We start from the raw sequence: 21,774 nt of genomic DNA, 5'->3' as shown, positions 1-21,774 counted from the left end.
GGGGGAGAGGGTAATGGCACACAGAAGCCCTCTCCCTAACCCTCTCCCATAAATGGGAGAGGGGACTGATTCGGTGTAAACCTGAAAATTCGGAGAACCATCATGCTTAAACAACTGCGCCCGGCCATCGCCATGCTGGGCCTGATGACCCTGGTGACCGGCGTGGCCTACCCGCTGGCCGTCACCGGCGTGGCCCAGCTGGCCTTCCCCGAGCAGGCCAACGGCAGCCTGGTGCGCGATGCCCAGGGCGAGGTGCGTGGCAGCACCCTGCTGGCGCAGAACTTCGAGGGCGACCAGTGGTTCCAGCCGCGGCCGTCGGCCGGTGGTTTCGCCACCGTGGCCAGCGGTGCCAGCAACCTGGCACCGAGCAATCCGGCCCTGGCCGAACGCATCGCCAAGGACGCCCAGCGTCTGGTCGGCGAGGGTGCCGCGCCGGTGCCGCTGCAACTGGTCACCACCTCCGGCAGCGGTCTCGACCCGCATCTGTCGCCGGCCGCCGCACGCTGGCAGCTCACCCGCGTCGCCGCAGCGCGCGGCATTCCGGCAAACAGCCTGGAGCGCCTGGTCGAGCAGCACACCGAGCGCCCGCTGGTGGGCCCGGCGGTGGTCAACGTGCTGGCGTTGAACCTGGCGCTGGCGGACAATCGCGCATTCGCAGGTAACGAGAACGCTCCATGAGTGACGCGCAACGCGCCGATGCCTTGCTGGCCGAGATGCCCCGTGAAGGGCGTGGCCGGCTGAAAGTCTTCCTCGGTGCGGCACCCGGCGTGGGCAAGACCTTCGCCATGCTGCAGGCGGCGCAGGCGCAGCTGCGCCAGGGGGTCGACCTGCGCGTCGGCGTGGTCGAGACCCATGGCCGGGCGGAGACCGAAGCCATGCTCGCCGGCCTGCCGCAGCAACCCTTGCGGCGCCTGGAGTACCGCGGCGTGCCGCTGGTCGAGATGGATCTCGACGGCATCCTGGCCAACCCGCCCAAGCTAGTGCTGGTCGACGAGCTGGCCCACAGCAACGTGCCGGGCAGCCGGCACGCCAAGCGCTGGCAGGACGTGCAGGAGCTGCTCGACGCCGGCATCGACGTCTACACCACGGTCAACGTGCAGCACCTGGAAAGCCTCAACGACCAGGTGCGCGACATCACCGGCGTGCAGGTGCGCGAGACCCTGCCGGACTGGGTGCTGCAGGAGGCCGACGAGATCCTGCTGATCGACCTGCCGCCGCGCGAGCTGCTCGAACGCCTGCGCGAAGGCAAGGTCTACGTGCCGGAACAGGCGCGCGCGGCCATTGACGCCTTCTTCAGCCAGACCAACCTCACCGCGCTGCGCGAGCTGGCCATGCAGACCGCGGCGGCGCGGGTGGATGCCGACCTCAACCGCCGTTATCGCCAGCAGGGCCAGGAGGCGCCGAGCGTGCGCGGTCGCCTGCTGCTCGGCATCGACGGCGACGCCCAGGCCGAGCGCCTGGTGCGGCATGCCAGCCGGGTGGCGGAGCGGCGCCATCTGCCCTGGTCGGTGGTGCATGTGGACACCGGCGGCGAACGCGACGAGGAGCGTCTCGGCAACCTGCAGGCCGCCCAGCAACTGGCCGAACGTCTGGGCGGCGAGGTGGTGGTGCTGCGTGGTGGTTCGGTGGCCGACACCCTGGTCGAGCATGCCCGCGAGCGCCGCGCCAGCCTGATCCTGGTCGGCCGCAGCCGCCAGCGGCTGCGCCGGCGCTGGCGTTTCGGCCGCGGCCTGGCCGAGCGCCTGCTGAGCCTGGGCGAAGGCCTGGAAATCAGTGTGCTGGATACCGAGGCCGAACGCGCGCCTGCCAGCCCGCGCGTGCGCGCGGCACTGCAGTGGCGCGACTATCTGCTGGCGCCGCTGGCCACCGCCCTGGCCGTCGGCATGGCCCTGGGGATGTCGCGCCTGCTGGAGTTGCCGAACATCTCGCTGATCTTCCTCGCCGCCGTGCTGGTGGTGGCGGTGCGCAGCTCCCTGGGCCCGGCGCTGCTCTGTGCCGGGCTGTCGTTCCTGGCCTACAACCTGCTGTTCATCGAGCCGCTGCTGTCGCTGAAGATCGCCCGCCAGGAGGATGTGCTGACCCTGCTGTTCTTCCTGCTCATGGCCGGCCTCACCGGCAACCTGGCAACCCGTCAGCGCCGCCAGCTGCAGAGCCTGCGCCAGACCCAGGCGGAGACCACGGCGCTGCTTGAGCTGTCGCGCAAGCTGACCGCCGCCACCGACCGCCAGGCGGTATTGAGCGCCGCGTTGCAACAGTTCGGCCAGTGGCCGGAACTGGAGGTCAGCCTGCTGTCGCGCGCGCGCGATGGCGTATGGAAGACCGCGGCCGGCGCCCAGCGCCTGCTTGCCGAGACGGAGCGTGCCGCGGCCGACTGGGCCTGGCAGCACGAGCAGCCGGCCGGCCTGGGCACCGGCACCCTGCCGAACGGGCGCTGGTGGTGGTGGCCGCTGTCCGGCGAGGAGGGGCCGCTGGCGCTGCTCGGCGTGGCGCCCAGGGACGAGCGGCCGCTGAGCCCCGAGCGGCGCCGGTTGATCGCCGCGCTCGGCCAGCCGCTGGCCCAGGCCCTGGAGCGCGCGCAGCTGGCCGAAGACCTGGAAGCGGCGCGTCTGCACGGGCAGACCGAGGAACTGCGCAGCGCGCTGCTGGCCTCGGTGTCGCACGACCTGCGAACGCCGCTGACGGCCATGCGCGGCTCGATCGACAGTCTGCTGGCGCTCGGCGAACAGATTCCCCTGGCCGACCGTCGCGAGCTGCTGGAGGGCACCCGCGATGAGGCCGAGCGCCTAGATCGTTATATCCAGAACCTGCTCGACATGACCCGCCTCGGCCATGGCGGCCTCAAGCTCGCGCGCGACTGGGTGGCGCCGGCGGACATAGTCGCCAGCGCCGTGCAGCGTCTGCGTCCGGTGCTGGCGCCGCTGCAGCTGGATCTGCGGGTGCCGCAGCAGCTGCCGCTGCTCTATGCCCACGCGGCGCTGATCGAGCAGGCGCTGGTCAACGTGCTGGAGAATGCCGCGCGTTTCTCGCCCAGCCAGGGGCACCTGCGGCTGACGGTGGAGGCCGATGCCGAGGAGCTGCGCTTCGCCGTGGCCGACCAGGGGCCGGGCATCCCCGAGGCGGAACGGGAGAAGATCTTCGACATGTTCTACACGGCCGCCCGCGGCGACCGTGGCGGGCAGGGCACCGGCCTGGGCCTGGCGATCTGCCAGGGCATGGTCGGCGCCCACGGCGGGCGGGTGACGGTAGGCGAGGGCCTGGACGGCCGCGGAGTCTGTCTGACCCTGCATCTACCGCTGCATCCGCAACCCCTGTTGGAAGACGAATCCGCATGAACAGTATTAGCGCGAGCATCCTGGTGATCGACGACGAGGCGCAGATCCGCAAGTTCCTGCGCATCAGCCTCAGCGCCCAGGGCTACAAGGTGCTGGAGGCCGGCAATGGCCGCGAGGGGCTGGCCCAGGCCGCCCTGGCGCGGCCGGACCTAGTGGTGCTGGACCTTGGCCTGCCGGACATGGACGGCAAGCAGGTGCTCGGCGAGCTGCGCGAGTGGAGCCAGGTGCCGGTGCTGGTGCTCTCGGTGCGCGCCAGCGAGGGCGAGAAGGTGCTGGTCCTGGACGGTGGCGCCAACGATTACGTGACCAAGCCCTTCGCCATCCAGGAGTTTCTCGCCCGGGTGCGCGTGCTGCTGCGCCAGGCCGGTGCCGGCGAGCAGCAGGAGGCGGCGGTGCAGAGCGGCCCGCTGTGCCTGGACTTCGCCTACCGGCGGGTCAGCCTGGACGGTGCCGAGGTGGCGCTGACGCGCAAGGAGTACGCAGTGCTGGCCATGCTCGCCCGCCATATCGGCCGGGTGGTGACCCAGCAGCAGCTACTCAGGGACATCTGGGGGCCGAGCCATGTCGAGGACAGCCACTACCTGCGGGTGGTGGTGGGGCATCTGCGGCAGAAGCTCGGCGACGACCCGGCGGCGCCGCGCTTCATCGTCACCGAGGCTGGGGTCGGCTACCGGCTGCGAGAGCTGTAGGGCGGCTGCAGTCGGCGCGGGCTCTGCCGCGCTTTCATCTACCTGGCTTAGCCGTGCTCGCGCTCATACTTGTCCAGGGTGTCGTTGGCAATCTGCCGGCCGAGCATGATCAGCTCGGGCGCCTTGTGGAACTCGAAGAAGCGGCACACCCGCTTGGGCACGTTGATCAGGATGTCCGGCGGGTAGCCGGCGATCTTGTACTGGGCCAGCGAGGTCTGCATGGCCTCGAAGCTCTGGTTGACCAGTTCCAGCAGCGAGGCCGGGCCGACGTTGCCGAGTACCTGCGAGCTGCTGGCCGATTTTGGCACGCTGTCCTCGCCGTCTCGCGCCACCTTGGGTTCGATCCATGGATTGTGGATGTCCGCGCCTTCTTCGTCGGTTTCGCGGCGCAGGAAGGGCAGGCGGGCGCTGAGCGAGCCCATCAGCTGGTCGATCTTGCCCTTGAACGCCGCCGGCCGTTCGATCACCGGCAGGCTGTACTGCCTCTGGTTCAGGGAGTTGAGGTTGACCGCCACGATCAGGTCGCAGTGGCTGGACACCACCGGCACGATGGGCAGCGGGTTGAGCAGGCCGCCGTCGACCAGCATGCGCGAGCCCTGGGTCACCGGGGTGAACAGGCTGGGGATGGCTGCCGAGGCGCGCATGGCCTTGTGCAGGCAGCCTTCCTGGAACCAGATTTCCTGCTGGTTGGTCAGGTCGGTGGCGACCGCGGTGTAGGGAATCGCCAGGTTCTCGATATCGATCTCGCCGACGATCTCATGGATCTTGCCGAACACCTTCTCGCCGCGGATGGCGCCGAGGCGGAAGCTGACGTCGAGCAGGCGCAGCACGTCAAGGTAGTCCAGGCTCTCGGTCCATGCGCGGTATTCGCGTAGCTTGCCGGCTGCGTAGATGCCGCCGACCACCGCGCCCATGGAACAGCCGGCGATGCAGCCGATCTCGTAGCCGCGCGCCTCCAGGGCCTCGATCACGCCGATATGGGCATAACCGCGCGCACCGCCGGAACCCAGCACCAGGGCCACTTTCTTGTTCATTGCCAAATCCCCCACAGATGCTTCGAACATACCCGTCCAGAGCGGTCGCGCCAAGGACGGCTTTGCTAGAATCGCCTGCGTCGGGCACTTTGCCCGTGCATGGGTATCCAAGCCGTACACCCGTTTCCCAGGAGAGAGAAGATGACGAGAATCGCCACCCTTGCCCTGTTGGCCCTGGCCCTTACCGGTTGCGCCGCCAAGACCGCCTACCGCGACAGCTGCGCCAACCAGCTGGATGCCGCCTGGCGCGAGCTGGATCTGGCCAAGGCCGAGGGTTTCGCCGGTACCGTCAGTTACTCCAAGGCGCTGACCCTGCTGACCGGCGCCAAGACCTCGCAGCAATTCGAAGGCTACGAGAGCTGCACGCGCAATGCCGAGAAGGCACGCTTCTACATCCGCGAATCGCGCGCCGGGCGCTGAGGATGCTGCTCGATTTCACCACTCTGAGCGCGCTGGAGGCCTATCGCTGGCTGGCCGCGACAGTGACCCCGCGGCCCATCGCCTGGGTCTCCACGCGCTCGCCCGAGGGCGTCGATAACCTGGCGCCGTTCAGCTTCTTCCAGGTGATCAGCGACCAGCCGCCGACGTTGATGATCAACGTCGGCAGTCGTGATGACGGTAGCCTCAAGGACAGCCTGCGCAACGCGCGCGACACCGGCGAGCTGGTGATCCAGCTGGTGCCTTTCGCTCTGGCCGAGGCGATGAACGCCACGGCGGCGCTGTTCGGTCCGCAGGTCAGCGAGTTCGAGCACTGCGGCATCGCCCGCGAGCCCTCGTTGCGCGTCGCACCGCCGCGGGTCGCCGGCGCGCCGGTGGCCTTCGAGTGCCGGGTGGCGGAGATCCAGCCCTACCCACGGCAAGCACCGAACTGCCACCTGATCTTCGCCGAAGTGTTGCTGGCGCATCTGGACGACAGCGTGCTGGGTGAGGACGGGCGCATCGATGCGTCGCGCCTGGACCTGGTCGGTCGTCTCGGTGGCAGCGGCTACACCCGCACCCGCGAGATATTCCGCATGCAGCGGCCGTCCTGATCCGTCGCACAGTTTCGTGAGCAACTGTTTCGCGGCGCTTTGCCCGGCCCGTGCCGCCCAGTAGCATCGGCGCATTGGAACAGGAGCGAGCGATGCTGACGAAACTGGATGCGGTACTGCACGAGGTCAATCAGGTGCTGCTGGGCAAGGAGCCGCAGGTGCGCCTGGCCCTGACCTGCCTGCTGGCGCGTGGGCACCTGTTGATCGAGGACCTGCCCGGCATGGGCAAGACCACCCTCAGCCATGCCCTGGCGCGGGTGCTGGGCCTGAGCTTCCAGCGCATCCAGTTCACCTCCGACCTGCTGCCCGGCGACATCCTCGGCACCTCGGTGTTCGACAAGGACAGCGGGCAGTTCGTCTTCCATCCCGGGCCGATCTTCGCCGAGTTGGTGCTGGCCGACGAGATCAACCGCGCCACGCCGAAGAGCCAGAGCGCGCTCTTGGAGGCCATGGAGGAGGGCCAGGTGACCATCGAGGGCGCCACCCGGCCGTTGCCGGAGCCTTTCTTCGTCATCGCCACGCAGAACCCGGTCAGCTCCGGCGGTACCTTCGCCCTGCCGGAGTCGCAGCTGGACCGCTTCCTCATGCGCCTGTCGCTGGGCTACCCGGCGCGTGCCGCCGAGCGCTCGTTGCTGCTCGGCGAGGCGCGGCGCGATCTGCTGCCCAGGCTGGAGCCCATCCTCGATCATGCCGAGCTGGCGGCGATCCAGGCGCTGATCCCGCAGGTGCGCGCCAGCGACGCGCTGGTCGACTACGTGCTGCGCCTGGTCGAGGCCACCCGCAGCGAGCCGCAGTTCGCCTGGGGCCTGTCGCCGCGCGCCAGCCTGGCGCTGCTGGCGGCGGCGCGGGCCTGGGCCTTCCTCGCAGGGCGCGACTATGTGATCCCGGAGGATGTGCAGGCGGTGCTACCGGCGGTGGTCGGCCACCGTTTGCGCGAGCGTGCCGACCCGGCCGGCCACGGCGGCGGCACGCTGGTGCAGTGGCTGCTGCGCGAAGTCGCGGCGGTGTGATGGGCATCCGCGCTCGCTGGCGCCGCTGGGTCGCCCGGCGCATCCCGGCCGCCGCGCAGGTGCAGCTGAACCAGCGGCGCATCTTCATCATGCCCGACCGGGTCGGTGCGGCCTTCGCCGTGGTGCTGCTGCTGATGCTGCTGGCCGCCATCAACTACGAGAACAGCCTGGCCTATGGCCTGACCTTCCTGCTGGCGGCGGTATTCGTGATCGCCATCCTGCACACCTACCGCAATTTCGCCGGCCTGCTGCTCAAGGCCGGCGCCAGCACCGCCGTGTTCGTCGGCGAGCAGGCGCGTTTCAAGGTGCGCCTGGAGGGCGTCGAGCATGCCCACCAGGCCATCGGCCTGGGCTGGCCGCCGCAGCCGCTGCAGCAGGTCGACGTCCCCCAGGGTGGCCAGCGCGAGTGCGAGCTGAGCCTGCCGGCGCTCAAGCGCGGCTGGTTGCGGCCCGAGCGCATGCGGGTGGAGAGCCATTTCCCGCTGGGCATCCTGGTGGCCTGGAGCTGGGTCGATCTGGACCAGGCCGTGCTGGTCTATCCGCGCCCGCTGGAGGGCGAGCTGCCGCTGGCGGCCGGCGGCAGCGACGACGAGGAAGAGGAGGGTGCTCGCGCCAGCGGCCAGGGGGCCGACGACTACCAGGGGCTGCGCGGCTACCAGCCCGGCGACTCCAAGCGGCGCCTGCACTGGAAGGCCTTCTCGCGTGGCCAGGGGCTGCTGGTCAAGGACTTCGCCGCGCTCGCCGGGCGTGACCTGTGGCTGGATTTCCAGGCCCTCGGCGGTGATGCCGAGGAGCGCCTGTCGCGCCTGTGCTACTGGGTACTGCAGCTGGACGCACGGCAGCAGGCCTATGGCCTGCGTCTGCCCGGCTGCGAGCTGGCGCCGGATCATGGCGACGCCCATCGCGAGGCCTGCCTGCGCGCCCTGGCACTCTATGGGAGCAAGCCATGAGCAGGGGACAGCCGAGCGCGATCCAACCGATTCCACGCATCGCCCTGACCTGGCTGCTGGTGGCCCAGGTGCTGGTGATACTGCCGCACCTGCTGCACCTGCCGCCTTGGATCATCGGCCTGTGGCTGTTGTGCGCCGGCTGGCGCATACAGGTCTACCGCATGCGCGCGCGCTTCCCCAACGGCCTGGAGCGGGCCGGCTTGATGCTTGCGACGGCGGCCGCCGTGTTTCTCTCGCGCGGCAGCCTGATCGGCCTCGATGGCGGCGTGCTGCTGCTGGTGGCCGCCTTCATCATCAAGCTGGTGGAGCTGCGCAGCCGGCGTGACGCCCTGCTGCTCATCTTCCTCGGCTTCTTCGTGGTGGTCACCGCCTACCTGTTCGACGACAGCCTACTGGCCGCGCTCTACAGCCTGCTGCCGGTGACTGCGCTGCTGGCCGCGCTGATCGGCCTGCAGCACAGCGGCCTGGCCGAGCGCCCGGCGGCCACCTTCAAGCTGGCGGCCTCGATGTTGTTGCAGGCGGTGCCGCTGATGCTGCTGCTGTTCCTGTTCTTCCCGCGCCTGGGCCCGCTGTGGAGCCTGCCCAACCCGCAGCAGAGCAGTACCGGGCTGTCCGACAGCATGGCGCCGGCCGACGTGGCCGAGCTGAGCCGGTCGCCGGCGCTGGCCTTCCGCGCCAGCTTCAACGGGGAGATTCCGCCGCGCGAGCAGCTGTACTGGCGGGCGCTGACCCTGGAGCACTTCGACGGCCGGCGCTGGTCGCAGTCCGCGGGCAGCCGGCGCGGCGGCGCCGTGCAGTGGTCGCCGCAGGGCGAGGCGCTGGAATACAGCATCGTCATGCAGCCCAGCGGCAGGCCCTGGCTGTTCGTGCTGGACGTCGGCCTCAGCGAACTGCCGGGAGCGAGTCAGATGGACGACTTCCGCGTGGAGCTGCGCCGCCCCGTGCTGCAGAACCTGCTCTACGAGGCGCGCTCCTGGCCGACGGCGCTACGCCAGCCGGTGCTGCCCGCCGATATGGCGCGGCGTACCCTGCAACTGCCCCCCGTGGGCGATCCGCGCAGCCGCGAGTGGGCCGCGCAGCTGCGCCGCCAGCACGAGCGGCCGCAGGCGCTGGTCGCCGCGCTGCTGCAGCATTTCAACCGCGAACCCTACGGCTACACCCTCAAGCCGCCGCCGGTGGGTGAGCACAGCATCGACGAGTTCCTCTTCCGCACCCGCCAGGGCTTCTGCGCCCACTATGCCGGGGCCATGGTCTTCGTCCTGCGCGCCGCTGGCATTCCGGCGCGGGTGGTCGCCGGCTACCAGGGCGGCGAGCTGAATGCCGCCGGCAATTACCTCTCGGTGCGCCAGCTGGATGCCCATGCCTGGGTCGAGTACTGGCAGGAAGGGCGCGGCTGGGTCAGCGTCGACCCGACCTTCCAGGTGGCGCCGGAGCGTATCGAGCTCGGCTCCCAGGATGCCCTGGCGAGCGATGAGGGCTTCCTCGAGGGCTCGCCCCTGTCGCCATTGCGCTACCGCGACATCGCCTGGCTCAACCAGCTGCGCCTGGCCTGGGACAACATCAATCACAACTGGCAGCGCTGGGTGCTGGGCTACCGCGGCGAGCAGCAACTGAGCCTGTTGCAGCGCTGGTTCGGTACCCTGGAGTGGCACACCCTGGTGCCGGCCCTGGTCGGCGGCGGCGCCCTGTTGCTTGGCCTGCTGGCACTCTGGCTGTTCAAGCCCTGGCGCCGCGAGCGTGACCCGCAGCGGCGCGTGCTGCGCCGCTTCGAGACGCTGTTGCGCCGGCACGGCCTGCATCGTGCACCGGGCGAGGGCGTGCGGGCTTTCGCCGCCCGGGCGGCGCAAGCCCTGCCGCAGCAGGGCGAACTGATCGCCGCCTTCGCTGCGGCCTTCGAGGCCCAGCGCTACGCCGGCGCAGCCGCGGCGCCGGAGGACATGCGCCGCCTGCTGCGGCGCCTGCGCCGCGAGTTACCCTGGCGAGCACGACCGGCCACGGAGGATCAGAGATGAGTCAGTTCCAGCAGGTGCTGTTCGAGCAGGTGATCGTCCAGCAAGTGCGCTTGTATGCCTGCCTGGCGCGTCTGCGCGAGCAGACCGATGCCGAGGCCCTGCATGACCTGCGCATCACCCTGCGGCGTCTGCGCAGCCTGTTGCGGCCGCTGCGCCGCGAGCCGCTGTGCGCCGCCCTGGAGCGGGCCGCCGCCGCGCTGGGCCAGGCCAGCGGCCCGTTGCGCGATCTGCAGGTGCTGGCGCTGGAGCTGGAGAGCCGGGGGCTGCCCGGAGCGGCCCGTGCCCGCCGCAGCCAGCTCGCCGCCGGCCTGCCCGGGTTGCTGGGTGGGCTGGCGCTGCGACGCCTGACGATCCTGCTCGATGACTGGCCGGAGGACTGCCGCCAGGCGCGGCAAACCAATGAGTGGAGGGCCCGGGGCAGGACCGTGGCGCGCTACATGGAGCGCCAGACCGAGGCGCTGGCGCAGGCGCTGCGCGATCCGGCCCATGACCGTCACCGCCTGCGCCTGCTGATCAAGCGCCTGCGCTATTGCGCCGAAGCCTGGCCGCACCAGGCCGGACTCGCCGAGGAGGCATTGCGCGCGCTGCGCACCGCGCAGGGCGCGCTGGGTGACTGGCACGACCACTGGCAGTGGCTGCAGCGCCTGCAGGTCGAGGCGGACCTGCGCCCCTGTGCTGCCGCCTGGAGTGAATCCCTGCAGCTGGCCGAGCAGGCCGCCGACCAGGCCCTGCAGGAATTGCTCGCGCACTTTGCGCTGCGCTGAATGGGCGCCGATATGGGCGCTCGATTGGCCAGCCAGTCACTCCCGCAGTGGCGCGCTTTTCTCTAAGCTTCAGCGTGCATGACAGGAGATTGCGCATGACTTTCGCTGAACTGATCCACGCAGTACACACCCACCCGCAGCATGTCGTCGTTCCGGGCCTGTGGGGCCAGGGCCGCGCCACTTTCGGCGGCCTGGTGGCGGCCATGGTCTACGAGGCCATGCGTCTCAGGGTGCCGGCCGGGCGGCCGGTGCGCTCGCTGTCCATCACCTTCGTCGGGCCGCTGCTGATGGGCGAGCCGGTGGCGTTCGAGGTGGAAGTGCTGCGCGAGGGCAAGTCGGTCAGCCAGGTGCTCGGTCGCGCCGTGCAGAATGGCGCGGTGGTGGCCCTGGCCCAGGGCAGCTTCGGCGCCTCGCGGCAGTCCGCAGTGCGCGTCGAGGCCGAGCCGGCGCCGGCCATGAAGGCGGTGGAGGAGTGCCCCGAGCTACCTTACGTGGCCGGTGTGACGCCGGAGTTCACCCGTTTCCTGGCCATGCGCTGGGGGCAGGGCGGCATGCCGTTCAGCAACACCCCGGCGCGCCACATGGGCGGCTGGGTACGCCTGCGCAGCGACGTCAGCTATGACAGGGTGAACGAGGCCCACCTGCTGGCCCTGGTCGACGCCTGGCCGCCGGCCGTGCTGGCGCACCTGAGCAAGCCGGCGCCGGGCAGCTCGCTGACCTGGACCATCGAGTTCGTCCACCCGATCCCCAGCCTGACCACCCATGACTGGTGCCTGTACCAGGCCGAGATCGAGCATGCGCTCGACGGCTATGGGCACATCGCCGCGCGGCTGTGGACCGCCGATGGCCAGCTGCTGGCGCTGAGCCGGCAGACCACCACCGTCTTCGACTAGAGCTCGGGGAGGCCGAAGAAGGCCCGTGCCGCGGCGCTGCTGTGCGCCGCCAGCGCGGCCTGGCTCTCGCCGCGGTGCAGCGCCACTTCGCGCAGCACCTCGGTGAGGAAGGCCGGCTCGTTGTGGCCGCTCTTCGGCTTGGGCCGCAGGCTGCGCGGGAGCAGGTAGGGCGCGTCGCTCTCCAGCATCAGGCGCCCGGCCGGAATGTCGCGCATCAGCGGATGCAGGTGGGTGCCGCGGCGCTCGTCGCAGATCCAGCCGGTGATGCCGATATGCAGGTCGAGGTCGAGGTAGCCATAGAGGGTCGCCTTGTCGCCGGTGAAACAGTGCACCACGGCGGCCGGCAGCCGATCGCGGAACTGCCGCAGGATGGCGGTGAGGCGTTCGCCGGCCTCGCGTTCGTGGAGGAACACCGGCAGCTGCAGCTCCACGGCCAGCTCCAGCTGTTCCTCCAGGGCCTTTTCCTGCTGCGGGCGCGGCGAGAAGTCGCGGTTGAAGTCCAGCCCGCATTCGCCCACGGCGCGCACCGGTGCCTCGGCCAGCAGGGCGCGCAGCTGGCGCGCGCTGTCGGCGTTCCACTGGCTGGCGTCATGCGGGTGCACGCCGGCGGTACTGAACAGCTGGCGGCCGCTGGCGTCCAGTTCGCGGCAGAAATCCAGGGCCTGCTCGCTCTCTTCCAGGCTGGTGCCGGTCAGCACCAGCTGGCACACGCCGGCCGCCCGGGCGCGTTCGAGCACCGCCTGGCGTTCTCGGGCCAGGCTGGGATGGGTCAGGTTGACGCCGATGTCGATGAGTTGCATGGTGCTACCTCGCAAGCCGAGCGGGGCAGCATAGCAGAGCCTTGCTTTATGTAATAAACCAAGTAATTACAGGTGGTTATGTATGCTTGTTAATGTTTATTACCAGCTCGGGCTGGCAGATTGACGGTCGCTGTGACAACCTCCGCGCCCCTCGCGATGGAACCATCCGTCGCCGGGATGCTCTCAGTCGGCCGGGTCGTTCCTTGACCCGGCACCACCCGGAGGTCCGATGACGCGAGCGCTGCTCCTGCTGCTCTGCTGCCTGGCAGTCCTGCCGGCCCATGCGCGCCTGAGCGGCCTCGGCGGCAACCTGCCGCAGGCCACGAGCCAGCGCGACCTGGCGCAGATCCGCAAGAGCGGCGAGCTGCGCGTGCTGGTCAACCAGAGCCGCAACAGCTCCGGCGAGATCAAGGGCCAGGCCATCGGCATCGAATACCAGCGCCTGCGCGCCTTCGAGCAGTACCTCAACCGTACCGCGCGCGATGGTCGTGAGCTGCGCCTGAAACTCATCCCCAAGGCCAAGGACCAGCTGGTGGCCGCCCTGCAGAAGGGCGAGGGCGACCTGGTGGCGCCCGGTGAACTGCTCGATGCCCATCCGGGCCTCGGTATCAGCGCCAGCACGGCGATCCGCCGCGACGTACCGCTGGTGGTGGTCGGCAACCTGCGCAACCGCCACTACAAGAGGCTCGCGGACATGTCCGGGCGCAGCCTGACCCTGCCGATGGGCAGCGCCGTCGCCGATGCCCTGCGCGAGGTCAACCAGCAGCTGGCGCAACAGGGCAAGCCGCCGGTGGTGGTGGAATGGGCCGATCCCAGCCTGGCCGTCGAGGACGTGCTGGAGATGGTGCAGGCCGGCATCTACCCCTGGACGGCGGTGGAGTTGCCGATTGCCGAGCGCTGGCGCAAGGTGATGCCGCGCCTGCGCATCGAGCGCCACCTGGTGGTGGGCGCCGGGGGCGACATGAGCTGGTTCGTGCGCCGCGAGTCGCCCATGCTGCGCGCCAGCATCGACCGTTTCCTCGAGGGTTACCGCACGCCGGGCGATCAGGACTCCACCCTGCAGCGTGTCTATCGGCGCTCCTACAAGGTGCGCAATCCGTTGGCCCAGGCCGACCGGCAGCGTCTGGAGCGAGTGCGCGCGGTGTTGCAGAAGCACGGTGCGCAGCAGAACCTGGACTGGCTGCAGCTGGCGGCGGTGGCCTACAAGGAGTCCACCCTCAACCCGGCCGCGCGCGGCGCCTCCGGCGCTACCGGGCTGATGCAGATCACCCCCGCAGCGGCGCGCAGCGTCGGCGTCGGCAATATCCACGCGCTGGACAACAACGTGCTGGCCGCGACCCGCTACATGGCGTGGATTCGCCGCGAGTTCTTCTCCAGCCGGCAGATCGCCGAGAGCGAGCGCATGGCCTTCGTCCTGGCCGCTTACAACATGGGGCCGCAGCGGGTCCAGGGACTGCGCGCCGAGGCGCGGCGACGTGGGCTGAATGCCAACCAGTGGTTCTTCCAGGTGGAGCGTGTGGCGCTGGAGCAGATCGGCATGGGCGTGGTCAGCTATGTCAACAGCGTGAATAAGTACTACCTTGCTTATGACCGCGAGCGCTTTCTGCTGGAGCCCCGCAAGCAGAAGCTCAGTGTCAAAGACTGATCGAATTAATTGATTTTAATATGCGCAAAATTGCGCTTTCAATATCGCTTAATTCGAATAGTATGTGCCTCACCAACAGCACACACCCCCTCACAAGGAACTGGCACATGAACAACCTGATCAAGACCCTGATGTCCACCAACGCCGGCTATGGCATCACCCTGCTGCGTGTCGTCACCGGCCTGACCTTCGCCGCCCATGGAGCGCAGAAGCTGTTCGGCTGGTTCGGCGGCTACGGCCTGGAAGGTGTGGGCCAGTGGATGGAGAGCATCGGCATCACCCCCGGCTACCTGATGGCTCTGCTTGCCGGTAGCGCCGAGTTCTTCGGCGGCCTGGCCCTGGTGGTCGGCCTGCTGGTCCGCCCGGCGGCACTGTCCCTGCTGGTATCCATGCTGGTGGCGGTATTCGCCGTGCACTGGGCCAATGGCTTCTTCATGGCCAACAACGGCTACGAGTACGCCATGATCCTCGCCGTGATCAGCGCGGCGCTGATGGTCGAGGGCGCCGGCAAGCTGTCGCTGGATCGCCGCATCGCCGGCTGAGACGGTTGCACGGAGACAAGGCCCGCGAAAGCGGGCCTTTTTGCATTCAGGGTGTCTCCTCCCGGCTCTGCGCCAGCTGTTCAGCTGCTTCCAGGCGCAGGCGCTCGCTGTCGTCGAAGCGCTGCGCGGCCAGTTCGGCAATTGCTGCCTGTTTGTCACTTTCGCTCAAGCCGTCGTTGGCCAGCACCCTGGCCTTTTCCCGACGGTAGTCGGCGAGGCGCTGGCGCCATTGCTGGCGCTGCTGGTCCAGCGCTTCCAGGCGCGCGGTGGCCTCGGCGCCGACCAGTTGCAGGCGCAGCTGCTGGATTTGCGCGGCGCTGGCGCCCTGGGCCTGCAGGGCTGCGGTCTGCTGGCGCAGCTCGGCTTGCAGCTGCGGGGCCAGCACTGCCTGTAGCTCCTCCGGCAGGCCGGCACGCAGGCGGTCGAGCGCCTCGGCCTTCTGCCGGTCGTCCAGCGTCTGGTCGTGACGGATCGCCAGGCGCTGCAGGGTGAAGCCGTTGTAGGCCTCTTCCTCGGCGAAGAAGGCCTGGTGCGTTTCGGCGCTGAACAGGCTGGCACGCAGGCTCTGCACCGCCTGCTCGCGCTGGCGCAGGGCATCCAGGCTGGCCATCTGCGGCAGGTCCTTCTCCAGTTGCACCAGTTGGCGCTTGTATTCCAGGTACTGCTCCAGCAGCGCCAGGGCCTGGCTTTCGGCCGGCTCGTCGAGCTGGCTGCGGACATAGGCCTGTAGGCGCTCGATGGTGGCTGTGAGGCTGTCCTCGCCATAGGCGCTGAGGAAGTAGTCGAAGATGCGCCGGATATCCCGCTCGATCAGCAGGTTGCCGGCCGCATCGAGGCGGAACTGGCCATCCACCTGGGTTCCGGCGAAGGAGGGTGGCAGGGGTGCGATTTCGGCAGCCAGGGGCGGTGCTGCAGGTGCGTCGTCGAGGGTTTGCTGCAGCGCTGGCGACGGCAGCGGTGCGCCAGGCGCAGTCGATAGCGCCGCTGGGCTGGGTGCTGGAGTCAGTGGGTTGAGGGCGAGGGTGACGGCGATGCCGGCCCCGATCAGCAGGGGAACGGCCAGAAGCAAGGCTTTGTTCACGGCGAGACTCGGCGGGGGAAAACATCGGGGCCCTGTGGGCCCCGATCCATGGCTCAGAGGCCGGCCAGTTTGAGGCGGTTGGCCTGCTGGCGGTACACGGTGACCGGATCGGTCTCGAACAGGCTGGTCAGGCCGAAGGTCTGGTTGACCTCGTCGAGGTGGTTCATCCGGTAGTTGTCGCGGATTACCTTGCCCAGGTGCGAGCTGCAGCGCCCGACCAGGCCGTCGTTGGGCTCGTCGAAGGTCAGCGAGCTGGCGCCCATCAGCAGGTCGCTGACGTCGAGCACATTGGTCAGCGGGCTGGTGCCGCTCCAGGAGTAGTAGCTGACGCCATTGACCTTGTAGGCACCTTCGCCGCAGGCGCTGGTCGGGATGCCCTGCGGATACTTGGCGTTGAACGCGGCGGCGCCCTGGCTGTTGAGCGATTCGAGGGCGCCCAGGGCGTTCTGCGGGCTGGTGCTGGAGCTGCCGGAGAGGAAGTTGATCAGCGCACCCAGGCCGTTGACGATGCCGGCGACTATCGCCTCACCGGCCGAGCCCGGGGGAATCTGGCGGATGAAGTCGGCGGTGTCCGAGCCCTTGTGCGGGGCGCCGACGCTGGTCACCGAGGCCACCAGGTCCGGGCGTACGGCGGCCACGTAGCGGATGGTCGGGCCGCCATGGCTGTGGCCGACCAGGTTGACCTTGCCCTTGCCGCTGATGGCGGCGATCTCTTCCACCTGCTCCAGCAGTTCCTCGCCGCGCAGCTCGGAGGTGTTGAGCTGGCTGACTTCGGTGATGTAGACGCTGGCGCCGTCGGAGCGCAGCGAGGACGGGATGCCGTACCAGTAGTCGACGCCGAGGATGCTGTCGAAGCCGAGCATGCCGTGGGTCAGGACGATCGGGTACTTGGTCTTGGTGTAGCCGGTGGAGCCGAACAGGCCGGCTTCGGCTGTGCCGGACAGCAGCAGGCTGCTGCCGATGCAGAGGGCGAGCAGGGTTTTCTTGTTATTCATGTTTTGCTCTCGAGCGAAGGGTTGGGCACTGATCCATCCTTGCATCCAGCCATCCGGCGCTTCCCGGGCCGGTACTTCAGCAGGCTCGGTGGGGCAGGATCTGTGCCAGGAACGAGGTGGATTAGAACAAAGGCTCTAAACGGGCGTTTGTGACGAAAGCCAGCGGCGGCAAGGGTTCTGTTATCACCTAGGGGATGTTACCGAGGGAAACAGGAGCGTTTCTCGACGCCCCTGTGGGACCTGGCTTGCCGCCTGCCAGCCCACTGCGCTCACTGCTCCTGCACGCTTCCCAGTGGCCAGCGGCACAGCGCCTGATAGCGACCGTCGAGCGAGCGGTACAGGCGCAATTCCTCGACCCGCCAGGAAAAGGTGGCGGGTATCGCGGCGCAGGGCATGCGGCTGCGGCGTGCCAAGGTCAGGTGCGGGCGATAGGGGCGCGACTCCGTGGGCAGCCCGGCCAGGGCCAGCTGCTCGTTCAGGCCGCGCACCAGTTCCAGCAGGGCCGCGGGTGGCTGGCTCGGCGCCAGATGGAGCAGGCCGCCGGGCCAGCACTGCAGGCGATCCAGGCTCAGGTCGAAGCCCAGCTGGGGCAGTGGCAGGAGTGGCGGCAGCTGCTCCAGCAGGGGCAGCATGCTGGCTGGCCGCTGGCCGAGAAAGGCCAGGGTCAGGTGCAGGTTGCCCCGTGCGGTGGGCACCCCGGAAAAGCCCTGGGCCAGGCGCCAGGTGTCCAGGCGCCTGGCGACGGCCGCCGGACAGGGTAGGGCGAAGAACAGTCTGAGGCTCGTATCCGGCATGGCTTCACCTTGACAGCACTGGGCGGCATTCCTAGGATCGCACCTCATGGCGCCGATTTAAGAGCAACTTGCGGGGCGCCGCCCGGTTGGGCGAATACCGCTAAAGCGCTGGCCGGTGTCGCCTCCCACCGCAGTCCGGCGGGACTATGAGGCCGAGACTGCACCCATGAGTTGCCCACGCACCCATCTGCATTTTTCCCCCCTGCCGCGTACGACGGTCAATCGCCACCCGCATGTGTTGCTGGTCGGCAGTCATCAGGCGCGCCTGCTCAAGGGCCTGGAAGGCTGGCCCAAGCACTGGCCGGGCGCCCGCAACTTCCTGATCCGCTTCTCCGGCGCCGAGGCGCAGGAGCTGGCGCGCCTGCCTGCCGATGCCTTCGATCTGGTGGTGGTCGGCGCCGAGGCGCGCCCGGTGAGCGGCGCGCTGATCGGAGAACTGGTGCGTGTGGCCCGCCAGGGGTTGATCAGCCTGCGCTGAAATCCGGGTAGTCGATGGCGGTGATGTAGAACGCCTGCTCGCCGCCGGGCGTGTGCACGCGCACTTCGGCATCCAGCGCCTTGCCCACCAGAGCGCGGGCCAGCGGCGAATCGATGCTGATCAGTCCCTGCTTGAGATCCAGTTCGTCGGGGCCGACGATGCGGTAGCGCGACTCGCCGCCATCCTCGTCCTCCAGGGTCACCCAGGCGCCGAAGTAGACCTTGCCCGGGTCGGCCGGACGGGCGTCGACCACCTTGAGGTTTTCCAGGCGCTTGGTGAGGAAGCGCACGCGGCTGTCGATCTCGCGCAGCATCTTCTTGCCGTAGATGTACTCGGCATTTTCCGAACGGTCGCCAAGGGCGGCGGCCTCGCTGACCGCCTGGGTCACCTGGGGCCGGCGCACGTGCCACAGCTCGTGCAGTTCGGCGCGCAGGCGCGCCTCGCCTTCGGGGGTGATCAGCGGGGTGCCGGCGGTGCGGGGCGGTCGATAACGGCTCATGATGCTCGTGAAGTATTGAGGTCGGGCGATTCTACAAGCTCAGACTTCGCGCAGCACCGTCAGCGGCGAGGCGTTCAGCGCCCTGCGCGTGCCCCAGACGCCGGCGCTGCCGACCAGCAGGGCGCCGATCAGCGGCAACAGCAGCAGCCAGGGGTGCGGCTGCCATTGCAGCTCCAGCGCATAGCGATAAAGCAGGAAGCTGACCAGCTCGCAGCCGAGCGCCGCCAGCAGCCCACTGCCGGCGCCGAGCAGGCCGAACTCGGCACGACGGGCGCGCAGCAACAGGCGGCGCTCGGCGCCCAGGGCGCGCAGCAGGGCACCCTGGCGCAGGCGTTCGTCGAGGGTCGCCTGCAGCCCGGCGAACAGCACCGCCAGGCCGGCGGCGAGAACGAACAGCAGCACGTACTCCACCGCCAGGCTGACCTGGGCCATGATGCTGCGCAGCTGCTCCAGCAGCGCCTCGACCTGCAGCAGGGTGACGGCCGGGAACTGGCGCGACAGCTCCACCAGCTGCCGCTCGCTGTGCGGCGGCAGGTAGAAGCTGGTCAGGTAGGTGGCGGGCAGGTCCTGGAGGGTCTGGGGTTCGAAGATCATGTAGAAGTTCGGCTGGAAGCTGTCCCAGTCCACCTCGCGCAGGCTGGCGACCCTGGTCTCGCGCTCGAGGCCGCCCACGCTGAAGGTCAGGCGGTCGCCAAGTTGCAGGCCGAGGCTCTCGGCCAGCTTGGACTCTACCGAAACGCCGGGCAGTCCGCCGGGCGTGCCGGCCTGCCACCACTGGCCGGCCAGCAACTGGTTGCCCTCTGGCAGCTCGGCGGCCCAGGTCAGGCTGAGGTCGCGCTGGATGGCACGCTCGCCCTGGCTGTCCTTGCTGACGATGGACTTAACCGGTTCGCCGTTGATCAGCGTCAGGCGCCCGGCGACTATCGGGTAGAGCGGCGCCGGTTGTGGCGACAGCTCGGCGAGGCGGGCGGCGAAGGCATCCTTCTCGGCCGGCAGCACGTTGAGGGCGAAATGGTTGGGCGCCTGCTCGGGGAGCTGCTCCTGCCAGGTGTCGAGCAGTTCGCCACGCAGCAGGGCGATCAGCGCCATGGCCAGCAGGATCAGGCCGAAGGCCAGCGACTGGCCGGCGGCCGCCAACGGATGGCGCAGCAGTTGGCCGAGGCCGAGGCGCCAGGGCAGGGCGGCACGGGCCAGCAGGCGGCGCAGGGCGTTGAGGCCGAGCAGCAGGGCGCCGCCCAGCAGCAGGGTGGCGAGCAGGCCGCCGCCGAGCAGGCCGAGGGTCAGCTTCAGGTCCAGGCTCAGGCGCCACATGATCAGGCCCAGCGCCAGCAGGGCGGCGCCGTACACCAGCCAGGAGCTGGGCGGCACCGGCAGCAGGTCGCGGCGCAGTACCCGCAGCGGCGGCACGCGGCCGAGGGCGGCCAGCGGCGGCAGGGCGAAGCCGGCCAGGGCCACCAGGCCGGTGGCGATCCCCGCCAGCGCCGACAGCAGCCCGCCCGGCGGCACGCCCGGTGGCAGCAAGCCCTGCAGCAACTTGAACAGCACCAGTTGGCAGATCCAGCCGAGCAGGGCGCCGAGCAGGCTGGCAAGCAGGCCGAGCATGGCCAGTTGCAGGGCGAACAGCCCGAGGGCCTCGCGCCGCGACAGGCCCAGGCAGCGCAGCAGGGCGCTGGCATCGAAGCGGCGCGCCGCGAAGCGTGCGGCGGAGAGGGCAACGGCGACGCCGGCGAGCAGCACGGCGGCCAGGCTGGCCAGGTTCAGGTAGCGTTCGGCGCGGCCCAGGGCGCCACCGATCTGCCGGTTGCCGTCGCGGGCATCCTCCAGGCGCTGATGGGCGGCCAGCGTCTGTTCCACCGTCTGCCGGTAGCGGGCTAGCGCCTCGCCATCGCCGCGCCACAGCTCGCGGTAGCGCACCCGGCTGCCCGGTTGCACCACGCCGGTGGCATCCAGGTCGTCCAGGTGCATCAGCACGCGCGGGGTGAGGCTGTAGAAGTCGCCGGCGCGATCCGGCTCGTGGGTCAGCACGCGGGTCAGCCGCAGGCTCAGGTTGCCGACCTCGATACGGTCACCGACTTCGAGGTTCAGTGCAGCGAACAGCCGCGCTTCGGCCCAGGCCTCGCCCGGGCGCGGGCCGGGACCGCTTTCCTCCGCCGCATAGGGTTGCGCCGCGCTCTTCAGCTCGCCGCGCAGCGGGTAGCCATCGCCGGCGGCCTTGACGCTGGCCAGCTGGATGCCCTGGTCGCCGGCGATCACGCTGGAGAATTCGACCACCCGGGCGAGCTCCAGGCCCAGGCGTCGCCCGCTCTCCACCTGCTCCGGCGTCGCCGGTGCGCTGCCATTGAGGACCAGGTCGGCGCCGAGGAATTCGGTGGCTCGCAGCAGCATGGCACCATTGAGGCGGGCGCCGAAGTAGCCGATGGCGGTGCTGGCGGCCACCGCCACCAGCAGGGCGAAAAACAGCACGCGCAACTCGCCGGCGCGGGCGTCGCGCAGCAGTTGGCGCCAGGCCAGGACGAACAGGCGGGCAAACATCGATCAGGGCTCCACGCTGTCGACCAGGCGCCCGGCTTCCAGGCGGATCAGGCGCCGGCAGCGATGGGCCAGACGCTCGTCATGGGTGACCAGCACCAGCGTGGTGCCGCGCTCCTGGTTGAGCTCGAACAACAGGTCGCTGATGCGCTCGCCGGTGTGGCTGTCGAGGTTGCCGGTCGGCTCGTCGGCGAACAGGATCGCCGGCTCGGCAGCGAAGGCGCGCGCGATGGCCACGCGCTGCTGCTCGCCGCCGGATAGTTGCCGAGGATAGTGGCCGAAGCGCTGGCCCAGGCCGACCCGTTCCAGCAGCGAGGCGGCACGCTGGCGGGCATCGCCGCGGCCTTCCAGCTCCAGCGGCAGCATGACGTTCTCCAGCGCGTTGAGGTTGTCCAGCAACTGGAAGGACTGGAACACGAAGCCGACATGCTCGGCACGCACCCGCGCGCGGCTGTCTTCGTCGAGGGTCTGCAAGGGGTGGCCGGCCAGCTCGACCGCGCCGGCGCTGGGCAGGTCGAGGCCGGCCAGCAGGCCGAGCAGGGTCGACTTGCCCGAACCCGAGCTGCCGACGATGGCCAGGCTGTCGCCGCGCTCCAGGTCGAAGGACAGGTCGTGGAGGATGGCCAGCTCGCCTTCCGTGCTGGGAACCACTTTGATAAGGTGCCGCGCAGATAGAATGCTTGCGCTCATGGAGAG

21 protein-coding genes are annotated in these 21,774 nt (G+C 69.4%); 13 read left to right on the top strand and 8 right to left on the bottom strand.

Annotated features, from left to right (window positions below; translation table 11 throughout):
- The first annotated feature begins 102 nt into the window (after nt 1-102).
- The 3 genes from kdpC to AAG092_RS01995 are packed head-to-tail and all read left to right on the top strand — an operon-like array spanning nt 103 to nt 4,021.
- On the top strand, nt 103-678 hold the full coding sequence (gene kdpC, locus AAG092_RS02005) for a potassium-transporting ATPase subunit KdpC (RefSeq protein WP_373388327.1): 576 nt from the start codon (nt 103-105) through the stop codon (nt 676-678).
- Nucleotides 675-3,332 (top strand): ATP-binding protein, encoded by a 2,658-nt coding sequence (locus AAG092_RS02000; RefSeq protein ID WP_373388326.1) that lies wholly within the window; start codon nt 675-677, stop codon nt 3,330-3,332. The genes kdpC and AAG092_RS02000 overlap by 4 nt, the downstream gene beginning before the upstream one ends.
- Nucleotides 3,329-4,021, top strand: a complete 693-nt coding sequence (locus AAG092_RS01995; protein WP_110683198.1) for a response regulator — start codon at nt 3,329-3,331, stop codon at nt 4,019-4,021. The genes AAG092_RS02000 and AAG092_RS01995 overlap by 4 nt, the downstream gene beginning before the upstream one ends.
- A 47-nt stretch (nt 4,022-4,068) precedes the next feature.
- On the opposite strand, the gene AAG092_RS01990 is transcribed toward AAG092_RS01995, so the two are convergent.
- On the bottom strand, nt 4,069-5,055 hold the full coding sequence (locus AAG092_RS01990; protein ID WP_110683197.1) for a patatin-like phospholipase family protein: 987 nt from the start codon (nt 5,053-5,055) through the stop codon (nt 4,069-4,071).
- Between the two features lie 141 nt (nt 5,056-5,196).
- Here AAG092_RS01990 and AAG092_RS01985 point away from each other — a divergent pair, with 141 nt between their 5' ends.
- The 7 genes from AAG092_RS01985 (at nt 5,197) to AAG092_RS01955 (ending at nt 11,715) form a co-directional block, all read left to right on the top strand.
- Nucleotides 5,197-5,475: a hypothetical protein gene (locus AAG092_RS01985; protein ID WP_110683196.1), complete on the top strand. Its 279-nt coding sequence runs from the start codon at nt 5,197-5,199 to the stop codon at nt 5,473-5,475.
- Nucleotides 5,476-5,477: 2 nt separating this feature from the next.
- Nucleotides 5,478-6,086 carry a flavin reductase family protein gene (locus tag AAG092_RS01980; RefSeq protein ID WP_373388325.1) on the top strand — a complete coding sequence of 203 codons (609 nt, stop codon included), beginning with the start codon at nt 5,478-5,480 and terminating at the stop codon, nt 6,084-6,086.
- 92 nt (nt 6,087-6,178) lie between these two features.
- Nucleotides 6,179-7,096, top strand: a complete 918-nt coding sequence (locus AAG092_RS01975; protein ID WP_373388324.1) for an AAA family ATPase — start codon at nt 6,179-6,181, stop codon at nt 7,094-7,096.
- On the top strand, nt 7,096-8,046 hold the full coding sequence (locus AAG092_RS01970; protein WP_373388323.1) for a DUF58 domain-containing protein: 951 nt from the start codon (nt 7,096-7,098) through the stop codon (nt 8,044-8,046). Before AAG092_RS01975 ends, AAG092_RS01970 begins: the two co-directional genes overlap by 1 nt.
- Nucleotides 8,043-10,058: a transglutaminaseTgpA domain-containing protein gene (locus tag AAG092_RS01965; RefSeq protein ID WP_373388322.1), complete on the top strand. Its 2,016-nt coding sequence runs from the start codon at nt 8,043-8,045 to the stop codon at nt 10,056-10,058. Before AAG092_RS01970 ends, AAG092_RS01965 begins: the two co-directional genes overlap by 4 nt.
- A complete protein-coding gene (locus AAG092_RS01960) occupies nt 10,055-10,822 on the top strand; it encodes a CHAD domain-containing protein (RefSeq protein WP_110683191.1) in 768 nt (255 codons plus the stop codon). Before AAG092_RS01965 ends, AAG092_RS01960 begins: the two co-directional genes overlap by 4 nt.
- Nucleotides 10,823-10,917: 95 nt before the next feature.
- Nucleotides 10,918-11,715, top strand: coding sequence for an acyl-CoA thioesterase II (locus AAG092_RS01955; RefSeq protein ID WP_110683190.1), 798 nt, complete (start codon nt 10,918-10,920; stop codon nt 11,713-11,715).
- Here the strand turns inward: AAG092_RS01955 and AAG092_RS01950 are convergent.
- Complete coding sequence (locus AAG092_RS01950; protein ID WP_110683189.1) at nt 11,712-12,515, bottom strand: TatD family hydrolase; 804 nt, start codon at nt 12,513-12,515, stop codon at nt 11,712-11,714. The genes AAG092_RS01955 and AAG092_RS01950 overlap by 4 nt on opposite strands.
- A gap of 229 nt (nt 12,516-12,744) precedes the next feature.
- On the opposite strand from AAG092_RS01950, the gene AAG092_RS01945 reads away from it, so the two are divergent.
- Together AAG092_RS01945 and AAG092_RS01940 are read left to right on the top strand one after the other, a co-directional pair.
- On the top strand, nt 12,745-14,160 hold the full coding sequence (locus AAG092_RS01945; RefSeq protein ID WP_110683188.1) for a transglycosylase SLT domain-containing protein: 1,416 nt from the start codon (nt 12,745-12,747) through the stop codon (nt 14,158-14,160).
- A 107-nt stretch (nt 14,161-14,267) separates the two neighbouring features.
- Nucleotides 14,268-14,702, top strand: coding sequence for a DoxX family protein (locus tag AAG092_RS01940; RefSeq protein WP_110683187.1), 435 nt, complete (start codon nt 14,268-14,270; stop codon nt 14,700-14,702).
- 46 nt (nt 14,703-14,748) lie between these two features.
- Here AAG092_RS01940 and AAG092_RS01935 read toward each other — a convergent pair whose 3' ends face one another.
- The 3 genes from AAG092_RS01935 to thpR form a co-directional block, all read right to left on the bottom strand.
- A complete protein-coding gene (locus tag AAG092_RS01935) occupies nt 14,749-15,783 on the bottom strand; it encodes a lipase secretion chaperone (protein ID WP_110683186.1) in 1,035 nt (344 codons plus the stop codon).
- Between the two features lie 53 nt (nt 15,784-15,836).
- Nucleotides 15,837-16,778 carry a triacylglycerol lipase gene (locus tag AAG092_RS01930; protein WP_110683185.1) on the bottom strand — a complete coding sequence of 314 codons (942 nt, stop codon included), beginning with the start codon at nt 16,776-16,778 and terminating at the stop codon, nt 15,837-15,839.
- A 269-nt stretch (nt 16,779-17,047) separates the two neighbouring features.
- Nucleotides 17,048-17,572 carry an RNA 2',3'-cyclic phosphodiesterase gene (gene thpR, locus AAG092_RS01925; protein WP_373388321.1) on the bottom strand — a complete coding sequence of 175 codons (525 nt, stop codon included), beginning with the start codon at nt 17,570-17,572 and terminating at the stop codon, nt 17,048-17,050.
- 166 nt (nt 17,573-17,738) lie between these two features.
- Between thpR and AAG092_RS01920 the strand changes: the two genes are divergently transcribed.
- Nucleotides 17,739-18,050, top strand: coding sequence for a hypothetical protein (locus AAG092_RS01920; RefSeq protein WP_373388319.1), 312 nt, complete (start codon nt 17,739-17,741; stop codon nt 18,048-18,050).
- Here AAG092_RS01920 and greB read toward each other — a convergent pair.
- From greB to AAG092_RS01905, 3 genes are read right to left on the bottom strand one after another with little or no spacing between them, the layout of a single operon-like run.
- Nucleotides 18,037-18,549, bottom strand: a complete 513-nt coding sequence (greB, locus tag AAG092_RS01915) for a transcription elongation factor GreB (RefSeq protein ID WP_373388318.1) — start codon at nt 18,547-18,549, stop codon at nt 18,037-18,039. The genes AAG092_RS01920 and greB overlap by 14 nt on opposite strands.
- Before the next feature lie 39 nt (nt 18,550-18,588).
- Nucleotides 18,589-21,081, bottom strand: coding sequence for an ABC transporter permease (locus tag AAG092_RS01910; protein ID WP_373388316.1), 2,493 nt, complete (start codon nt 21,079-21,081; stop codon nt 18,589-18,591).
- A gap of 3 nt (nt 21,082-21,084) precedes the next feature.
- Nucleotides 21,085-21,768 (bottom strand): ABC transporter ATP-binding protein, encoded by a 684-nt coding sequence (locus tag AAG092_RS01905; RefSeq protein ID WP_373388314.1) that lies wholly within the window; start codon nt 21,766-21,768, stop codon nt 21,085-21,087.
- Nucleotides 21,769-21,774: the final 6 nt, after the last annotated feature.

This window comes from Pseudomonas alcaligenes, from assembly GCF_041729615.1.
Lineage (GTDB): Bacteria > Pseudomonadota > Gammaproteobacteria > Pseudomonadales > Pseudomonadaceae > Aquipseudomonas > Aquipseudomonas alcaligenes_B.
The sequence above is the reverse complement of the archived record's forward strand: the minus strand, read 5'-3'. Positions and strand labels throughout refer to the sequence as shown.

Coding starts and splice junctions, on each gene's coding strand:
- kdpC (WP_373388327.1), top strand. CDS start 103: ATGCTTAAACAACTGCGCCCGGCCATCGCCATGCTGGGCCTGATGACC.
- AAG092_RS02000 (WP_373388326.1), top strand. CDS start 675: ATGAGTGACGCGCAACGCGCCGATGCCTTGCTGGCCGAGATGCCCCGT.
- AAG092_RS01995 (WP_110683198.1), top strand. CDS start 3,329: ATGAACAGTATTAGCGCGAGCATCCTGGTGATCGACGACGAGGCGCAG.
- AAG092_RS01990 (WP_110683197.1), bottom strand. CDS start 5,055: ATGAACAAGAAAGTGGCCCTGGTGCTGGGTTCCGGCGGTGCGCGCGGT.
- AAG092_RS01985 (WP_110683196.1), top strand. CDS start 5,197: ATGACGAGAATCGCCACCCTTGCCCTGTTGGCCCTGGCCCTTACCGGT.
- AAG092_RS01980 (WP_373388325.1), top strand. CDS start 5,478: ATGCTGCTCGATTTCACCACTCTGAGCGCGCTGGAGGCCTATCGCTGG.
- AAG092_RS01975 (WP_373388324.1), top strand. CDS start 6,179: ATGCTGACGAAACTGGATGCGGTACTGCACGAGGTCAATCAGGTGCTG.
- AAG092_RS01970 (WP_373388323.1), top strand. CDS start 7,096: ATGGGCATCCGCGCTCGCTGGCGCCGCTGGGTCGCCCGGCGCATCCCG.
- AAG092_RS01965 (WP_373388322.1), top strand. CDS start 8,043: ATGAGCAGGGGACAGCCGAGCGCGATCCAACCGATTCCACGCATCGCC.
- AAG092_RS01960 (WP_110683191.1), top strand. CDS start 10,055: ATGAGTCAGTTCCAGCAGGTGCTGTTCGAGCAGGTGATCGTCCAGCAA.
- AAG092_RS01955 (WP_110683190.1), top strand. CDS start 10,918: ATGACTTTCGCTGAACTGATCCACGCAGTACACACCCACCCGCAGCAT.
- AAG092_RS01950 (WP_110683189.1), bottom strand. CDS start 12,515: ATGCAACTCATCGACATCGGCGTCAACCTGACCCATCCCAGCCTGGCC.
- AAG092_RS01945 (WP_110683188.1), top strand. CDS start 12,745: ATGACGCGAGCGCTGCTCCTGCTGCTCTGCTGCCTGGCAGTCCTGCCG.
- AAG092_RS01940 (WP_110683187.1), top strand. CDS start 14,268: ATGAACAACCTGATCAAGACCCTGATGTCCACCAACGCCGGCTATGGC.
- AAG092_RS01930 (WP_110683185.1), bottom strand. CDS start 16,778: ATGAATAACAAGAAAACCCTGCTCGCCCTCTGCATCGGCAGCAGCCTG.
- thpR (WP_373388321.1), bottom strand. CDS start 17,572: ATGCCGGATACGAGCCTCAGACTGTTCTTCGCCCTACCCTGTCCGGCG.
- AAG092_RS01920 (WP_373388319.1), top strand. CDS start 17,739: ATGAGTTGCCCACGCACCCATCTGCATTTTTCCCCCCTGCCGCGTACG.
- greB (WP_373388318.1), bottom strand. CDS start 18,549: ATGAGCCGTTATCGACCGCCCCGCACCGCCGGCACCCCGCTGATCACC.
- AAG092_RS01910 (WP_373388316.1), bottom strand. CDS start 21,081: ATGTTTGCCCGCCTGTTCGTCCTGGCCTGGCGCCAACTGCTGCGCGAC.
- AAG092_RS01905 (WP_373388314.1), bottom strand. CDS start 21,768: ATGAGCGCAAGCATTCTATCTGCGCGGCACCTTATCAAAGTGGTTCCC.